Genomic DNA, 17078 nt, shown 5'->3' with positions numbered 1-17078 from the left:
CAATGCCTAGTCTGAAGGACCTCAAAAACCGGATCGAGAGTGTGAAGAACACTCGGAAGATCACAAAAGCCATGCAGATGGTGGCCGCGGCGAAACTTCGCCGCGCTCAGGACGCTGCAGAGTCGGCTCGGCCCTACACAGAACGGTTCAATGCCGTTCTGGGTGGGTTGGCGGCCTCTGTCGGTGGTTCGGACTCTGCACCTAAGCTTCTGTCAGGCACCGGCAGCGATCAGACCCATCTCTTGGTGGTGATGACGGCTGAACGTGGCCTTTGCGGCGGCTTTAACTCGAACATCGCCAAGCTGGCGCGTGCGAAAGCTGAAGACCTGATTGCAGCAGGCAAGACCGTTAAGATCTTGACCGTCGGCAAGAAAGGTCGCGATGCGATCAAACGTGATCTGGGCGAGCATTTCATTGGCCATGTGGACCTGACCGAAGTGAAACGGATCGGCTATGAGAACGCGCAAGACATTGCACGTGATCTGCTGGCACGCTTTGACAACGGTGAATTTGATGTCGCAACGATCTTTTACGCGAAGTTCCAAAACGTTGTGACCCAGATCCCAACGGCACAGCAAATCATCCCTGCCGCGTTTGACGCAGCCGAGGATGAGGGCGCAACGACGCTTTACGACTACGAGCCAAGCGAAGAGGCCATCTTGGCTGATCTGCTGCCGCGCGGCGTCGCAACGCAAATCTTTGCTGCTCTGCTGGAAAACGGCGCTTCCGAACAAGGTGCACGGATGTCTGCAATGGACAACGCAACCCGGAACGCGGGCGAAATGATCGACAAACTGACAATCGAGTTCAACCGCTCACGTCAGGCCGTCATTACCAACGAGCTTATTGAAATTATCTCGGGCGCTGAGGCGCTCTAAGACCGGAGACGAAACATGGCAAACGCAAAAGGCAAAATCACACAGGTGATTGGCGCCGTTGTGGACGTGCAGTTCGAAGATTCCCTGCCGGAAATTCTGAACGCGCTGAACACCGAAAACAACGGTAAGAAACTGGTTCTGGAAGTATCCCAGCACCTCGGCGAAAACACAGTTCGCTGTATCGCGATGGACGCGACCGAAGGTCTCGTACGTGGCGCTCCAGTGTCTGACACTGGTGCACCGATCACGGTTCCAGTGGGCAACGCAACTCTGGGCCGCATCCTGAACGTTGTGGGTGAACCAGTGGACGAAGGCGCGCCAATCAACGCGACTGAGACACGTGCGATCCACCAGCCTGCGCCTGAGTTCGCAGAGCAATCCACGGAATCTGAAGTTCTGGTCACAGGCATCAAAGTTATCGACCTTCTCGCGCCTTACGCGAAGGGTGGTAAAATTGGTCTGTTCGGTGGTGCGGGTGTTGGTAAAACAGTTCTGATCATGGAACTGATCAACAACATCGCAAAAGTACACTCTGGCTTCTCCGTTTTTGCGGGTGTTGGCGAACGTACGCGTGAAGGGAACGACCTGTACCACGAGATGATCGAATCCAACGTTATTAAGCCTGACAACCTGGAAGAATCTCAGGTGGCTTTGGTGTACGGTCAGATGAACGAACCTCCAGGTGCGCGTGCGCGTGTTGCTCTGACAGGTCTGACCCTGGCAGAACAGTTCCGTGACCAATCCGGTACCGACGTTCTGTTCTTCGTGGACAACATCTTCCGCTTTACACAAGCGGGTTCCGAGGTGTCCGCGCTTCTGGGTCGTATTCCTTCCGCGGTGGGCTACCAGCCTACACTGGCGACAGACATGGGTGCGATGCAGGAACGTATTACATCCACTAAGAACGGCTCGATCACCTCGATCCAAGCGGTTTACGTTCCAGCGGACGACCTTACCGACCCTGCGCCAGCGACAACCTTTGCGCACTTGGATGCGACAACCGTTCTGAACCGTGCGATCTCTGAGCTGGGCATCTACCCAGCGGTTGACCCGCTCGATTCCTCTTCTCGTCTGATGGACCCCGCGGTCGTTGGCGAAGAGCACTACAAAGTGGCATCCGACGTTCAGCAGATCCTGCAGCGCTACAAGTCCCTGCAAGACATCATCGCGATCCTCGGTATGGACGAACTGTCTGAAGAAGATAAGCTGACTGTTGCGCGTGCGCGTAAGATCCAGCGTTTCTTGTCTCAGCCGTTTGACGTTGCGAAGGTCTTCACCGGTTCTGACGGTGTTCAGGTGCCTCTGGAAGACACGATTTCTTCGTTCAAAGCCGTTGTGGCTGGCGAATACGACCACTTGCCAGAAGGCGCCTTCTACATGGTTGGCGGCATCGACGAAGTGCTCGCAAAAGCCGAGAAAATGGCTGCGGAAGCCGCCTAAGAACGGACTGCCCCCGCGTGTGAATGCGGGGGTTCCCTGAAAGGAGGCCCCAATGGCTCAAACCATGCAATTCGATCTGGTCAGCCCAGAACGTGCGCTCGCATCACTGCAAGCGACCTCTGTGCAGATTCCGGGTGCGGATGGCGATATGACGGCAATGCCAGATCACGCGCCAACCATCACCACCCTGCGTCCAGGCGTTCTGACCGTGGAAGGTCCAGACGGCACCGCGAGCTATGCGGTGACCGGCGGCTTCGCGGAAATCAACGCCGAAGGCACCTCTGTTCTGGCAGAGAAAGCCATCGCAACGGCGGACATCACTGCGGAAGATATCGACGCTTTGATCGCCACAGCGAAAGACGCAGCGGACACCGCTGCTGCAGAAAACAAAGACGCGGCTGCCAAGAATTTGGCAGACATGGAAGCGCTGCGCGCGGCCCTGAACGTCTGATCTGTGTTCAATGATTTTGGCAGGCCCTGCAGCGCTGCGGGGCCTGTTTTCGTTTTGATGTCTTCCCGTGACGGTTGTACTGTTCCGCATAGATCAGAGGATGGATCATGCGAAAATTCCGAAGCCAATCATTGGGTGTCGATCAGGGAGAGGAATTGCTTTTCTCTGATTTCGAGAACGGCGGGGATATGTGGGTCGGTTCTGGCCCTCGGGAGCGACGCAAGCGGATCAAGTTCTCAGAACCGTTTCTGACCGTACCCGTTGTGCAGGTGGGGCTGTCGCTTTGGGACATCTCCAACGCCACCAACATTCGTGCGGACCTCGCAGCGGAAAAGATCAGCGAACAGGGATTTGATCTGGTGTTTCGCACCTGGCAGGACACACAGGTCGCGCGTGTTAGGTTAAGCTGGACCGCCATCGGAGAGATTGACGACGAAGACAGTTGGGATGTGCCCTAACTTTCAGGTCGCGACACCTTTGCTCAGGCAAAAGGCCCCGTAACAACGGGGCCTTTGTATTTGTTGATCTACGATTTGGATGGCTTAAGGCAGGATCACGGTGTCAATCACGTGGATCACACCATTGGTGGCCATGATGTCTGCTGTGGTCACGGTGGCACCGTCGACTTTCACCCCATTGCGCCCGTCCACATGCACGTCAGAGCCTTGTACGGTGGTCACGGACATGCGCTTGCCCGCCAATTGGTCAGACGTCACAGCGCCCGGTACAACGTGATAGGTCAGGATCGACACCAGTTGGTCTTTGTTTTCGGGCTTCAGCAGGGTTTCGACTGTGCCTGCCGGAAGCGCAGCAAAGGCAGCATTGGTCGGTGCGAAGACGGTGAACGGGCCGTCGCTTTTCAGCGTTTCCACAAGCCCGGCGGCCTGAACGGCTGCGACAAGTGTGGAGAAGTCATCATTGGAAGCAGCAATGTCTACAATGTCGTCCCCGTCTTCGATCATGGGCGCACAGGCGGCGGCAAATGCGGCAACGGATAGGGCGGCAAGTGTCTTAACTGCAAAGCGGCGGTTCATGGTTCTGTCCTTTCGGTTATTCCCTCAAAAAATCGAAACCACCGCGTCGGGTGGTATTGAGGGTACGGGGGCCGAAAGCCGCTGGATCAAAAATTTCTTTGGTTGGTGAAAATGGACACTCAGGAAAGGCGCATTCTTGTGACCCGCATTCTTGCGCAAGACTCTGTAATTGAGTGGAATTTTGGAAAATGATTACAGTGCACCAACTAAGTTACACTGTGCGCTGCTGCCCCAACACCAATTCTTTCGCGAGGCCATTGTGTATACCGCGGGTTTCCAAAGCTGCGATCAGCTCACGCGTGCTTTTGTCCGCTTTCGCTTTGAAATCGGCCGCAAGTCGCACCTGAAAATCCTGCTGCCCATCGGGGTTTGTCGCCTGTCGTTCGATATCCACCAAAAGCATGAGGATGCTGACAAGCCGATATTCAATCCGCTCGATAATAGACTTGGGCAGGGGAGTGGTGGTGAACAACAGGATACCCGCATTCAATGCGCCAGACTTGCTGCCAGAAAATAACACAGTGTAGTCGCCCTGATCGATACTTGGATCAGTGACAAGAACGCATTCGACAAGGTCCTGTAGGTTCATAGCAGATGTTCGCGTTGCTAGCTGGGCATTTCGATCGCCGGCGGCGTCGTGGGTGCCATACAATAGATGTCGTCTTGCCGCTCCCAATGAACGGTGCTGACCTCTGCTTCAATCACTATCAGCTCTTCATGCGCCCCAAAGATGGACACAATGTCCCCGAGGATGCTCGCGAAGAACTGCATTTGCTCTATGCCCATGCATTCGATCATAAGAATTTTCCGTCACACACACCGCAAAGGTAGCAGGTTGTGCGACGGAAAGCACTCTTAACATAAGTATTAGATGTATCTTGCGGCAGCGGGATCACAATCGGCAAAGAAATCTATCTAGCTGCCGGGAAAATTGGCAATAGGCGGACCCATCGGGCGGTCGGTCCGCCCAATGGCTGCGTCTTTTGCTTACTTGAGCAGGCCTTCGTACGAGCCTTCCAAGGTCTCTGTTTCAAACAGAGAGGAGACCGAGGCACCATTCCAGATGTTCATAATCGCATGAGCGAACATCGGAGCTGTTGGCAAAATGCGGATGTTTGGTGCTTCGCTGACGGGGCCAGTCGGCTGGATCGAGTCGGTGATGACAAGGCTTTTCATCACGGAATTGGTGATGCGTTCAACCGCAGGGCCAGACAGGACACCGTGGGTGATATAAGAATGTACCTCGGTTGCGCCGTGCTCCATCAGCACTTCGGCCGCTTTGCAGAGCGTGCCTGCGGTGTCGCAGATATCATCCACGATGATACATTTCTTGCCGGAGACATCTCCAATCACCGTCATCTCAGCCACTTCGCCGGGCTTCTCGCGGCGTTTATCCACGATCGACAATGGCGCGTTGATGCGTTTTGCCAGCTCTCGTGCACGGGCCACGCCACCCACGTCGGGGGAGACAACCATCAGGTCATCCATATTGCCTTTGAACTGGTGCAGAATATCCAGTGCAAAGATCGGCGAGGCATAAAGGTTGTCGACCGGGATATCAAAGAAGCCCTGAATCTGCGCGGCGTGCAGGTCCATGGTCAGAACCCGTTCGACACCCGCTTCGACCAGCATATTGGCCACCAGCTTGGCGGAAATCGGCGTGCGCGCCTTGGCGCGGCGGTCCTGACGGGCGTATCCGAAGTAAGGGATCACTGCGGTGATGCGCTTCGCAGAAGACCGACGCAATGCGTCGGCCATGATCAGAAGTTCCATCAAATTGTCATTCGCCGGATTGGACGTCGGCTGAATGATAAACATGTCTTCGCCGCGCACGTTTTCAAAGACTTCGACAAAAATTTCACCATCGTTGAACCGTTCGACGCGTGCGTCAACCAGCCCAAGGTTCCGGTGAATGGTCATGCGCCGCGCAATGGCTTTGGCCAGAGGCTGGTTGGCATTACCTGTGATAAGTTTCGGTTCCATGGTGCTTGGCATTTGCGCGTTTCCCCGTTCGCAAGATGACAGATTCGTGACGTTGGGCACGCTGTAACACGGCCATGCCAGATGGCAAAGCAATGCAACCTCTGGGCGGGGGAATTCGCACCCGATGCGACGCAAGCGCGACATTTGGGCCGTCGTGATCTCGTGGGCGCTGAAAGGGATTGCGATATGCGTATCAGTCCAGCAGCGGCAACCCCGACAAAGCAGAAAGGGCTATCACTGTGTAGGCCACGCTACGGTAGATCTTTTCATAGCGCGGGTTGAATATGCGCGCGCCGATCAAGCTGCCTGTGAGGGTTGGCAGGATCAAGGCGATCCCAAGCAGGATGGTCGAACTATCAAGCCGACCAAAAACGGCAAGCATCGGAAGCAACACAACATCCGTCGCAAAGAGAAACAGGAATGTATTCGCGCGGATGCTCTGGGCGGGCAAGGTGCTGGCCATATATAGCAAGATCACTGGCGGCCCGGGCAATCCAGCGACGCCCTGGCAAAATCCCGAAAGCCCGCCTGTTCCGTAGATCAAAGGAGGTGACAGAGTACCGCGATAGCGCAGCCCAAAGATCAGGCAGACCAACATGAAAAAGGCAATCAGCGACACCGCATAGCGAAACACCTCTGGCGCGACGAGCGTCAGTGTGAAAAGCCCAATTGGCAAGGCAACCACAAGACCGGCCAGTAGGCGCATCAAATCCTGTTTGTCGCAATCTCGAAAGGCAGGGCGGATCAAGGGGATCGGCCCCAGTAGGTCGAAGATGACCATCGTGGTTAAGGTTTGGAACGGTGTCAGGACCTGCGCCGCGATGGGCACATAAATGAGGCCAGACCCAAAGCCCGAGAACCCCCTGACGAGCGAAGCCAAGAACGCCGCCCCTGCCAGAATGATGAGTTCCGTATGTGTGAATGGCCCAAGCGCGATCATCTCTTGTTGCTATTGGCTTCGGTCGAACCTGTCTAGGGTTCAGCCTATTTGATCAAGTCTTGAAGGCGCGTTAGATCACGCCGATCTCTGCCAGGGCGGCGGCAAGTTCAGTTGGCAGCGGCTCTTCGCTTTTGCGAGTTTTGGGCAGGTCTGGCGGCGCATCTTCGACCTTCAGGTAGCGCCACCCCTGAAACGGGCGGCGCAAAGCGGTTTGCGTGCGGATCAGTTCTGGGGCTAAAACAATCGCGCATCGACGAATGCCATCGCCGCCGATGACTTCTTCCAGCCCAACAATCCGTTGCCGCGCCTGGATTGATCCCTTAATCACCCAGTACATTGAGCCACCAGCGAGAATCTCTGCCTCGCGGCGCGGCCACATCCGTGTGACATGGCGCGAGCAGCCGTCAGGTGCCTCAGATCGCTTGATTTTTTGCCAATCTTGCAGCCCATCGACAGTTTCTGTACCGACGCTCAGCTTCACAAGATGCAAGGATGGGGTTACCATATATGGTGCCTTAGTTCGTTTTTGACACAATTGATGGTGTTTTCTCTTGTGTCTTTCTGGATGTTGAATAAGAATAGAGGCCTGCCCGGGGCTTTCAAGCCCCGCAAGTCCTGCCAAACCTTAATAATAAGCCAAAACACTGAGGGAAATGATGAGTCGCTTTGCTGCCCCTATCGCCGAATCCATCTGGGATATGAAATACCGTTTCAAAGAGGCGGACGGGACACCGATTGACCAGACGGTCGAAGACAGCTGGCGCCGCATCGCGCGTGATCTGGCGAAAGTTGAAAAGAAGCCGGAAGAGTGGGAAGATAAATTCTATGCCGCTCTGGAGGATTTCAAATATCTCCCCGCCGGTCGCATCACCGCAGGTGCAGGCACCGCGCGCAAAGTGACGCTGTTCAACTGTTTCGTCATGGGCACCATCCCTGACAGCATGGCGGGTATTTTCGACATGCTGAAAGAGGCCGCGCTGACCATGCAGCAGGGTGGTGGCATTGGTTATGACTTTTCCACCATTCGCCCGCGTGGCGCAGATGTGAAAGGCGTCGCGGCGGATGCTTCTGGTCCGCTGTCCTTCATGGATGTCTGGGACGCTATGTGCCGCACTATCATGTCCGCCGGTTCGCGCCGCGGTGCGATGATGGCGACCATGCGCTGCGATCACCCGGATATCGAGCAGTTCATCACAGCAAAATCCGACCCTGCGCGCCTGCGCATGTTCAATATGTCGGTTCTAGTGACCGATGCTTTCATGGAAGCCGTTAAGGCAGATGGCCCTTGGGAACTGACCTTTGGCGACAGGGTTTTTCAGACAGTGAACGCGCGTGATCTTTGGAACAAGATCATGCAGAACACCTATGATCAGGCTGAACCGGGTGTGATTTTTATCGATCGCATCAACAAGGCGAACAACCTGAACTACGTAGAGCAGATCGCCGCGACAAACCCCTGCGGCGAACAGCCTTTGCCGCCTTATGGCGCTTGTCTGCTTGGCTCGATTAACCTTGCTCGTCTGGTCACCGACCCATTCGAAAAGGCCGCAGAGCTGAACGAAGCCGCGCTGACGGAACTGGTGCAAACCGCTGTCCGCATGATGGACAACGTAGTGGATGCGTCCAACTTCCCACTGCCAGAGCAAGCGCAGGAAGCCCAAGCCAAGCGCCGCATTGGTCTTGGCGTGACCGGTTTGGCGGATGCGCTGCTGATGCTCGGCCTGAAATACGGCACCGAAGAAGCGGCGGCACAAACCGAAGCGTGGATGAAAGCCATCGCGCATGCGTCTTACAAGGCGTCGGTCGACCTCGCGAAAGAAAAGGGGGCCTTTCCGCTCTTTGACGCAGACAAATACGTTGATGGCGGCATGGTTCAGTATCTGGATGAGGACCTGAAGGCTGAAATCCGTGAACACGGCATCCGCAATGCGTTGCTGACGTCCATCGCGCCAACCGGCACCATTTCCTTGTACGCGGGCAACGTGTCTTCTGGGATCGAGCCGGTCTTTGCTTACGCTTATACCCGTAAGGTACTGCAAAAAGACGGCTCTCGTACCGAAGAAGAGGTTGTCGACTACGCCGTGAAGCTGTGGCGTGACAAGTTTGGCGACAAAGAATTGCCAGACTATTTCGTCAACGCTCAGACCCTTGCGCCAACAGATCACGTGCGCATGCAGGCGGCGGCGCAGAAATGGATCGACAGTTCGATCTCCAAAACCATCAACTGCCCAGAAGACATCTCGTTTGATGCCTTCAAGGACGTCTACATGCAGGCTTGGGACACCGGCTGCAAAGGCTGCACGACCTACCGCCCGAATGAGATCACTGGGTCGGTTCTGACCGTGTCAGAAAAGTCCGAAGATGCGCCGGGCGAGAAGCCAGCGGATCACGTGGCGGATACGGGTGAGGTCATCTATATGTCCGACCCACTGGATCGCCCGCAATCCCTAGAAGGCGCGACCTACAAGCTGAAGTGGCCAGATTCTGAACATGCAATTTACCTGACGGTGAATGATGTGGTGATCAACGGACACCGGCGTCCGTTTGAGGTCTTCATCAACTCCAAAAACATGGAGCACTATGCTTGGACCCTCGCGCTGACCCGCATGATTTCCGCGGTCTTCCGTCGTGGTGGCGATGTGAGCTTTGTGGTCGAGGAACTGAAAGCTGTATTTGACCCGCGCGGTGGCGCGTGGATGGAAGGGAAATACATCCCGTCTATTCTGGCAGCCATCGGCGGCGTTATTGAAAAGCACATGGTGGCGACCGGCTTTATTGCAGGTGAAGGTATGGGTCTGAAAGCAGATCCGCATTCCGAAGCTATGGTGGTGAACGAAAGCCCGCGCGGCAAGGCGTGCCCATCCTGCGGCCAATACGACCTGCAAATGGTCGAAGGCTGCATGACCTGCCGCAGCTGTGGCCACAGCAAGTGTGGGTAAGGCCCGATTGAAATGACCTTAGAAACGGCTCCTTTCGGGGCCGTTTTTTCTTTGCAACGGCAGTGAACTCTTTTATCAGCAACGGCTGATCAGTAGGAGGTCAGCATGCAAATTCGGTTTGAAAATGCTGAAGTGCTTGGGGCGACCGGCTTTGAGCAGCGTTCTTTGGGCGTGGCGGGGTCTAAGTTGAATGCGCAGGCCGATGGGCGCGCTGTGGACCTCTCTGGCTATTGGGTTCTGCCTGCCTTTGTCGACATCCACGGCGATGGGTTTGAACGCCACCTCGCGCCGCGTCGGGGGGCGTTGAGGGACCTTGGGCAGGGGCTGATGTCTGTGGATGCGGAATTGGCGGCGAACGGCATTGCGACGGCGACTTTAGCGCAGTTTTATAGCTGGGAGGGCGGCATGCGCGGGCCAGAGTTTGCGCGACGTTTCCTTGCGGCGCATCGCTCGGCTGAAATGTTGACTGACACGCTGGTGCAACTGCGGTTTGAGACGCATCTGCTTGAGGACTATGCGAGTTTCGCCGCCTTGGTCGAGGCGTTTGATGTGCCCTATGTGGTTTTCAACGATCACCTGCCGCATGACGCTTTGAACAAGGGCAAACGCCCGCCGCGTCATACCGGGCAGGCGCTGAAAAGTGGGCGGAGCCCCGAGGCGCATCTGGACCTGCTGAAGCGGCTGCACGCACAAGCGGACCGTGTGCCCGAGGCCTTGAAACAGCTTGCCCAGGATTTGGCTGCGCGTGGCGTGCGGCTTGGTAGCCATGATGATGCGACGCCTGACATGCGGGCGGGATTTCAGGCGATGGGGATCGGTCTTGCGGAGTTCCCGGAGACGCTGGAAACAGCGCGCGCAACGAAAGAGAACACAGGCCATGTCATTCTGGGCGCGCCCAATGTCGTGCGCGGCGGGTCGCATTCCGGCAAGGTTTCGGCGGCAGAGGTGATCACTGAAGGTCTCTGCGATGCCTTGGCGTCTGATTACCACTATCCCGCGCTAAAACAGGCGGTGCTCCGTTTGGTGGATGACCAGATCCTGCCGCTTGAAAAGGCATGGGTCTTGGTGTCTAGCGGACCCGCGTCTTTGCTGGGCTTGAGGGATCGCGGTGATCTGAGCGATGGCAAGCGCGCAGATCTGGTCATTCTTGATCCAAAGTCGCGCCGGATCGAAGCGACGATGGTCGCGGGTCGTTTTTCACATTTAACGGGTGGCGTGGCAGAGCGCTTGCTGGGCTAACCAAATATTGCGCGTTTGCGGCGCGGCGGGGAAAGGGCGTATCAAGAGTGACCGCCAGCGACCCCGCCGCTTTGCGCTGTTAGGCGCTTGGCGCGACGCGGTTGAAATGGCCCATCTTGCGCCCAGACTTGGTTTCAGCTTTGCCATACAGGTGCAGGGCAACATGGGGTTCCTGCAGAAGCGCGGGCACCTTGTCCATGTCGTCGCCAATCAAGTTCTCCATCACAACATCGGAATGCCGCTTGCCATCGCCCAGCGGGAGGCCAACCACGGCGCGGATGTGCTGTTCAAACTGATCGACGGCGCAGCCGTTTTGCGTCCAATGGCCAGAGTTGTGCACACGCGGCGCGATCTCGTTCACGACAAGCGTATTGCCGGTGACAAAAAGCTCTACGCCCATAACGCCGACGTATTCCAGCGCATTCAAGATGCGGGAAGCGATAAAGACTGCATCCATGCGCAGCCGCGCGGGCAGGGTGGCCGGAACGGTTGTCGTGCGCAGAATGCCCCCGACATGCACGTTTTCGCCCGGATCAAAGCAGGCGACCTCGCCATTCAGGCCGCGCGCGGCGATGACAGAGATCTCGTGGCTGAATTTCACAAATCCTTCAAGCACCGAAGGCGAGCCCGCCATGTCGGACAAAGCCGCCGCAGCATCTGCAGCGGAGTTGATCCGCGCCTGCCCCTTGCCGTCATACCCAAACCGGCGGGTTTTCAGGATCGAAGGGGTGCCGATCTTTTCAAGTGCCGCATGAAGGTCATCAGCCGTTTGCACCGCAGCAAAGGGGGCAACTTCGAGCCCCAGTTCAGACAGGAATTCTTTTTCGGTGATCCGGTCTTGGCTGACCCGCAGCGCCTCGCGGCCCGGACGGATGGAGCGGTGCGCCTCTAAGATATCCAGCGCGGCGGTCGGGATGTTTTCGAACTCATAGGTGATCACATCGACCGACTGCGCAAAGGCCAGCAGGGCGGCCTCATCTTCGTAGACGGCAGTTGTGACCTGATCAGCAACCTGTCCGGCGGGTGGGTTTGCGCCGGGTTCAAAAATGTGAGTTTTATAGCCAAGCCGGGATGCTGCGACAGAAAGCATGCGGCCCAGTTGCCCGCCACCAAGAATGCCGATGATGCTGCCAAGGGGAAGTGCGTCAGTCATCAACAGGTTCATCCGCAATAGAGGCCGAAAGCGCCGCGCGCCAGTCATCCAGACGTTTTGCCAGTGCGGGATCTTGCAGCGCCAGAATGCCTGCTGCCATCAGGCCGCCGTTCTTGGCGCCGGCGGCGCCGATGGCCATGGTGGCTACTGGAAAACCACGTGGCATTTGCAGGATCGAATAAAGGCTATCCACACCAGACAGGGCACGTGTTTGCACCGGGATACCAACGACAGGCACGCGCGTCTTAGACGCCATCATACCCGGCAAATGCGCAGCGCCGCCAGCCCCGGCGATGATCACCTGCAGGCCACGTTCGGCAGCGGTCTTGCCATAGTCCCAAAGGCGGTCAGGGGTGCGGTGGGCGGAGACGATTTTCTTCTCGTAGGGCACGCCCAGTTCATCCAGCACGTCAGCCGCTTCTTTCATGGTGGGCCAGTCGGATTGGCTCCCCATGATAATTCCTACTTTGATGTCAGTCATGTCCGCCTCGAATAAAGGAGCGCGCACTATACCCAGATTGCCCCTTTAGGCAATGATGTCTGGGGTCAAACGGTCCTCGATATAGGCGATTTTGTCTTTCAGCCGCAGTTTCTGCTTTTTCAGCCGCTGAATGGTCAGCTGATCGCCGGTGCCGCGTTCGACCAGGGCGGTGATCGCGTCGTCCAGATCACGGTGCTCCTGCCTGAAAACCGCAAGTTCGACGCGCAAAACGTCATCGGTTTTCATGGACAAGTCGTCTTTAGCGTTCATGGGGGTCCCGTCGGTAGTGGTTTTGTCCAACGATAGCCTGTCCCAGGGTCAGAGCAAAGCCCTTGCGCTTGTTTGACACGGTGCCCATATTATTCGCGAACGGGTCGCCATAACGGGGCCCGCCTTATTCACTGTCGCTTTACGTAAAGGACGTGTCGATGAGCAAGATGACTTTGGGGTCATACCCCCACATGCTGGGTTTTGAGCAGCTGGAGCGCCTTTTGGAGCGCACAGCGAAGACTGGAAACGAAGGCTATCCCCCTTTTAACATTGAACAAACCTCGGATTTTTCCTACCGCATCACCTTGGCGGTCGCAGGCTTTGCCGAAGAAGATCTGTCAATCACTGTGGAAGACCGCCAATTGGTGATCCGGGGCCGTCAGGGCGACGATAGTGCGGACCGTGTGTTCCTGCACCGGGGAATCGCTGCGCGTCAGTTCCAACGTTCATTTGTGCTGGCGGATGGGGTCGAAGTTGGCGAAGCTGCGATGGAGAACGGGCTTTTGCACGTCGATCTCACGCGCTCCCGGCCCGAGACCGTGGTTCAAACCATTCAAATCAAAAAGGGGTAAGCCATGAACAGCAAGGTAAACATTGACGCGCTGACCGACGAGCGCATGGTTTACATCCGCGAAGTGGATGTGGCGGACCTGCCTGATGATCTGAAGGCCGAGGTAGAGGGTGTGGATCACCTTTACGCGGTTCACGCTGCCTCAGACGGAGAGCGCCTGGCGCTGGTGAAGGATCGCGGTTTGGCATTCGCCTTGGCGCGGCAGAATGACTATGCGCCGGTGACAGTGCACTAGATACGGTTCTTCAGGTCGGCAATGGCGACCAGACCCCGACCGTCCCGGGATGGTCCTCAGCTCTAGGTTAAACAAAAAACGCGGCCCAATGAGTCGCGTTTTTTCTTTTGTTTGGGTTGAAGGCCTACGCCTTGATCAGACCCATGCTTTCCAGCTTCAGGATCACCTGGTGCGCGCAGTGATCGACCTCTGTGTTTTCGGTCTCTAGGCGCAGCTCTGGGTTCTCAGGCACATTGTAAGGATCTGAAATTCCAGTGAATTCCTTGATCTTGCCTTCGCGCGCCAGCTTGTAAAGCCCCTTGCGGTCACGGCGTTCACATTCTTCGATGCTGGTTGCGACGTGCACTTCGACAAAAGCACCGAACTGTTCGATGTCTTCACGCACGGCGCGGCGGGTTGTGGCATAAGGCGCGATGGGCGCACAGATGGCGATGCCGCCGTTCTTTGTGATCTCAGACGCCACATAGCCGATGCGACGGATGTTGAGGTCGCGGTGCTCTTTGGAGAAGCCGAGCTCAGACGACAGGTTCTTCCGCACAATATCGCCATCCAGCAGCGTCACCGGGCGGCCACCCATTTCCATCAGCTTGACCATCAAGGCGTTCGCGATGGTGGATTTGCCAGAGCCAGAGAAGCCGGTGAAGAAGACAGTGAAACCCTGCTTGGAACGCGGAGGTTTTGTCTTGCGCAGTTCGGCCACAACCTCTGGGAAGGAGAACCATTCAGGAATTTCCAGACCTTCGGCCAAGCGGCGGCGCAATTCGGTGCCAGAGATGTTCAGGATCGTGACGTTGTCGCGATCTTCGATCTCATCATTTGGTTCGTATTGCGCGCGTTCTTGCACGTAAACCATGTGTTTGAAGTCGACCATTTTAAGGCCGATTTCTTCTTCATGCGTGCGGAATAGGTCTTGCGCGTCATATGGGCCGTAGAAATCTTCTCCTGCGGAGTTCTTGCCCGGTCCGGCGTGGTCGCGACCAACAATAAAGTGGGTACAGCCGTGGTTTTTGCGGATCAGACCGTGCCACACCGCTTCACGTGGACCTGCCATGCGCATGGCAAGGTTCAGCAAGGACATGTTGGTGGTGGAGGCAGGATATTGATCCAGCACGGCCTCATAGCAGCGCACGCGCGTAAAGTGATCCACGTCGCCCGGTTTGGTCATGCCGACAACCGGGTGGATCAGCAGGTTTGCTTCGGCCTCGCGGGCTGCGCGGAAGGTCAGTTCCTGGTGCGCGCGGTGCAGAGGGTTGCGCGTTTGGAAGGCAACAACCTTGTGCCAGCCCATTTTGCGGAAATAGGCACGTAGCTCGTTCGGCGTGTCGCGACGCGCTTTGAAATCGTAGTGCACTGGCTGCTGGATACCAACAACGGGACCGCCGAGGTAGATCTTGCCGGCTTGGTTGTGCAGGTAGTTCACGGCCGGATGCGCATCGTCGTCTGCGCCAAAAACCTTCTCGGCTTCGCGCGCTTTGTTCGGCTCCCAGCGGTCTGTCACGGTCATGGTCGCAAGGATCACGCCCTCTTGGTCGCGCAGGGCGATGTCCTGACCAATTTCAACGGACTCGGCGAAATCTTCGGACACATCCAAAGTGATGGGCATCGGCCAAAGCGAGCCATCCGCCAGACGCATGTTTTCAACGACGCCGTTGTAGTCTTCTTCACTCAAGAAGCCCTTGAGCGGGTTGAAGCCGCCGTTCATCAGCAGCTCCAGATCACAAATCTGGCGCGGGGTCAGGTCGTGGCTGGTCAGGTCCGCGGCCTCGACTTTCAGCTTCTGTGCGCTTTCGTAAGACACAAAGAGTTCGGGAATAGGGGCAAAGTTGCTTTGCATTAGTTTGGTCCTTGATTTCAAAGGATTGAGGCCCGAAGCCGTGCCTGTCAGCTCTGCGTGCAGGGCGTCATATTCGGCAAATTTTCGGGCGAGAAAAGCGTCTGTGAGTTTGACTTTGGTGGCCGCGCCTTTTGGAGTCAGCGCATAGGCGTAGCGTTGGCGTTTGTCGCTGCTGTCTTTGTCGCTGACTTTCACGAGGCCGCTATCGGTCGCATTGCGCAGAAGGGCGTTCAACCGTCCGAGGGAAACGCCAATGGCCTCTGCCGTCGCGCGCTGGGACGCATCCGGCGCCGTGTCAAGCTGGCGCAGGAGGCGAAAGAGGGTGTCCTCTTCGGCGGTTCCGGTTTTTCCGTTTGGAGCGGACATTGGGTTTGACTCAAAGTTTGTTCACGCGTGAACATATTTCACAAGAGGTGGTCTCAATAAAGACGAAAAATGCTTTGACTGCGCGAAAAGGACCGGTGTTGCATGCGGGCCACCCGAAACGAAAAAAGCCTCCCAGATGGGAGGCTTTCTGCGAGACTTATGTCTGACTATTCTTGTTCGGCGAGGAACTTTTCTGCGTCTAACGCCGCCATACAGCCCATGCCTGCCGAAGTGACTGCCTGACGATAGACGTGATCGGTCAGGTCACCCGCAGCAAAAATGCCGGGGATCGACGTGCGTGTGCTGCCTGCTTCGACTTTGACATAGCCGCCGTTGTGGGTTTCCAACACGTCTTTGACCAATTCCGTTGCAGGTGCGTGGCCGATCGCCACAAACACACCAGCACAAGGGATTTCGTTGATCTCACCGGTTTTCGTGTGTTTGACCTTCACACCCGTCACGCCCAAAGGGCTTTCGGTGCCGATGACCTCTTCCAACTCGTGGAACCAAAGCGTTTCGATCTTCTCGTTCTTGAACAGGCGATCTTGCAGGATTTTCTCCGCGCGCAATTCGTCCCGACGGTGGATCAATGTCACCTTCGACGCGAAGTTTGTCAGGAACAGCGCTTCTTCGACGGCGGTATTGCCGCCCCCGATCACCACGATCTCTTGGCCGCGATAAAAGAAGCCATCGCAGGTCGCGCAGGCAGACACGCCAAAGCCCTTGAACTTCTCTTCGCTTTCCATGCCCAGCCATTTGGCGCGGGCACCGGTCGCAAGGATCACCGCATCTGCCGTGTAGGTCGTGCCGCTGTCGCCTTTGGCAACGAAGGGGCGGCGAGAGGTGTCGAGTTCGGTGATGATGTCGCCGATGATTTCACAGCCCATCGCTTGCGCGTGTTCCTGCATTTTGATCATCAGGTCGGGGCCTTGCACCTCTGTGAAGCCCGGGTAATTTTCCACTTCGGTTGTGGTCGTCAATTGACCGCCCGGTTCAATGCCTTGCACCAGAATGGGTTCCAGCATCGCGCGGCTTGCATAAACGCCCGCAGTATAGCCAGCTGGCCCCGATCCAATGATCAGAACCTTCGTGTGTTTCGTCTCGCCCATATATCCCACCCATGCTTGCGATGTCGCGTTAGGCAAGGGATATAGCCATCGTTGCAGGGATCGAAAACCCCTGACATGGCCGCTATGCACTGGGCGCGATGAAGAAATGCGCATGTCTGGGCAATGATCGTAGCGTCACGTGAAATATTATTGCG

19 protein-coding genes are annotated in these 17078 nt (G+C 56.6%); 8 read left to right on the top strand and 11 right to left on the bottom strand.

Annotated features, from left to right (window positions below):
* Positions 1–2: 2 nt before the first annotated feature.
* The 4 genes from BUA39_RS04795 (at position 3) to BUA39_RS04780 (ending at position 3227) form a co-directional block, all read left to right on the top strand.
* Positions 3–878 carry a F0F1 ATP synthase subunit gamma gene (locus BUA39_RS04795; RefSeq protein ID WP_072791437.1) on the top strand — a complete coding sequence of 292 codons (876 nt, stop codon included), beginning with the start codon at positions 3–5 and terminating at the stop codon, positions 876–878.
* Between the two features lie 15 nt (positions 879–893).
* Positions 894–2318 (top strand): F0F1 ATP synthase subunit beta, encoded by a 1425-nt coding sequence (gene atpD, locus BUA39_RS04790; protein WP_072791435.1) that lies wholly within the window; start codon positions 894–896, stop codon positions 2316–2318.
* A gap of 52 nt (positions 2319–2370) precedes the next feature.
* Positions 2371–2769 carry a F0F1 ATP synthase subunit epsilon gene (locus BUA39_RS04785; RefSeq protein WP_072791433.1) on the top strand — a complete coding sequence of 133 codons (399 nt, stop codon included), beginning with the start codon at positions 2371–2373 and terminating at the stop codon, positions 2767–2769.
* Between the two features lie 107 nt (positions 2770–2876).
* Positions 2877–3227, top strand: a complete 351-nt coding sequence (locus tag BUA39_RS04780) for an H-type lectin domain-containing protein (protein WP_072791432.1) — start codon at positions 2877–2879, stop codon at positions 3225–3227.
* Between the two features lie 84 nt (positions 3228–3311).
* On the opposite strand, the gene BUA39_RS04775 is transcribed toward BUA39_RS04780, so the two are convergent.
* The 6 genes from BUA39_RS04775 to BUA39_RS04750 form a co-directional block, all read right to left on the bottom strand.
* On the bottom strand, positions 3312–3803 hold the full coding sequence (locus BUA39_RS04775; protein WP_072791430.1) for a fasciclin domain-containing protein: 492 nt from the start codon (positions 3801–3803) through the stop codon (positions 3312–3314).
* A gap of 211 nt (positions 3804–4014) precedes the next feature.
* Positions 4015–4392, bottom strand: a complete 378-nt coding sequence (locus BUA39_RS04770) for a hypothetical protein (protein WP_072791428.1) — start codon at positions 4390–4392, stop codon at positions 4015–4017.
* 17 nt (positions 4393–4409) lie between these two features.
* On the bottom strand, positions 4410–4601 hold the full coding sequence (locus BUA39_RS04765; protein ID WP_072791427.1) for a hypothetical protein: 192 nt from the start codon (positions 4599–4601) through the stop codon (positions 4410–4412).
* 189 nt (positions 4602–4790) lie between these two features.
* The gene (locus tag BUA39_RS04760) at positions 4791–5798 is read right to left on the bottom strand and encodes a ribose-phosphate pyrophosphokinase (protein ID WP_072791425.1); all 1008 of its coding nucleotides are present in this window, start codon (positions 5796–5798) and stop codon (positions 4791–4793) included.
* Between the two features lie 181 nt (positions 5799–5979).
* Entirely contained in the window at positions 5980–6726 is a 747-nt protein-coding gene (locus BUA39_RS04755) for a sulfite exporter TauE/SafE family protein (RefSeq protein ID WP_072791423.1), read from the bottom strand.
* A 70-nt stretch (positions 6727–6796) separates the two neighbouring features.
* Entirely contained in the window at positions 6797–7231 is a 435-nt protein-coding gene (locus BUA39_RS04750; RefSeq protein ID WP_072791421.1) for a DUF1489 family protein, read from the bottom strand.
* Positions 7232–7382: 151 nt separating this feature from the next.
* On the opposite strand from BUA39_RS04750, the gene BUA39_RS04745 reads away from it, so the two are divergent.
* Together BUA39_RS04745 and BUA39_RS04740 are read left to right on the top strand one after the other, a co-directional pair.
* Positions 7383–9665, top strand: coding sequence for an adenosylcobalamin-dependent ribonucleoside-diphosphate reductase (locus BUA39_RS04745; RefSeq protein WP_072791420.1), 2283 nt, complete (start codon positions 7383–7385; stop codon positions 9663–9665).
* A 105-nt stretch (positions 9666–9770) separates the two neighbouring features.
* Positions 9771–10904, top strand: a complete 1134-nt coding sequence (locus tag BUA39_RS04740; protein ID WP_072791418.1) for an alpha-D-ribose 1-methylphosphonate 5-triphosphate diphosphatase — start codon at positions 9771–9773, stop codon at positions 10902–10904.
* Positions 10905–10983: 79 nt separating this feature from the next.
* Here BUA39_RS04740 and BUA39_RS04735 read toward each other — a convergent pair whose 3' ends face one another.
* The 3 genes from BUA39_RS04735 to BUA39_RS04725 are packed head-to-tail and all read right to left on the bottom strand — an operon-like array spanning position 10984 to position 12808.
* Positions 10984–12057, bottom strand: a complete 1074-nt coding sequence (locus tag BUA39_RS04735; RefSeq protein ID WP_072791750.1) for a 5-(carboxyamino)imidazole ribonucleotide synthase — start codon at positions 12055–12057, stop codon at positions 10984–10986.
* The gene (purE, locus tag BUA39_RS04730) at positions 12050–12538 is read right to left on the bottom strand and encodes a 5-(carboxyamino)imidazole ribonucleotide mutase (RefSeq protein WP_072791416.1); all 489 of its coding nucleotides are present in this window, start codon (positions 12536–12538) and stop codon (positions 12050–12052) included. Before purE ends, BUA39_RS04735 begins: the two co-directional genes overlap by 8 nt.
* 45 nt (positions 12539–12583) lie before the next feature.
* Positions 12584–12808, bottom strand: coding sequence for a YdcH family protein (locus tag BUA39_RS04725; protein WP_072791414.1), 225 nt, complete (start codon positions 12806–12808; stop codon positions 12584–12586).
* A gap of 158 nt (positions 12809–12966) precedes the next feature.
* Between BUA39_RS04725 and BUA39_RS04720 the strand changes: the two genes are divergently transcribed.
* Complete coding sequence (locus BUA39_RS04720) at positions 12967–13380, top strand: Hsp20 family protein (protein ID WP_072791412.1); 414 nt, start codon at positions 12967–12969, stop codon at positions 13378–13380.
* Between the two features lie 3 nt (positions 13381–13383).
* Positions 13384–13614, top strand: a complete 231-nt coding sequence (locus BUA39_RS04715) for a DUF1150 family protein (protein WP_072791411.1) — start codon at positions 13384–13386, stop codon at positions 13612–13614.
* Positions 13615–13738: 124 nt separating this feature from the next.
* Here the strand turns inward: BUA39_RS04715 and BUA39_RS04710 are convergent, their stop codons facing one another.
* The gene (locus BUA39_RS04710) at positions 13739–15814 is read right to left on the bottom strand and encodes a bifunctional sulfate adenylyltransferase/adenylylsulfate kinase (protein WP_072791409.1); all 2076 of its coding nucleotides are present in this window, start codon (positions 15812–15814) and stop codon (positions 13739–13741) included.
* 167 nt (positions 15815–15981) lie between these two features.
* Entirely contained in the window at positions 15982–16923 is a 942-nt protein-coding gene (gene trxB / locus BUA39_RS04705; RefSeq protein ID WP_072791407.1) for a thioredoxin-disulfide reductase, read from the bottom strand.
* Between the last annotated feature and the right edge of the window lie 155 nt (positions 16924–17078).

This window comes from Cognatishimia maritima (assembly GCF_900129685.1).
In the GTDB taxonomy this organism is placed as follows: domain Bacteria; phylum Pseudomonadota; class Alphaproteobacteria; order Rhodobacterales; family Rhodobacteraceae; genus Cognatishimia; species Cognatishimia maritima.
This window is presented reverse-complemented; position numbering and strand designations above follow the sequence as displayed.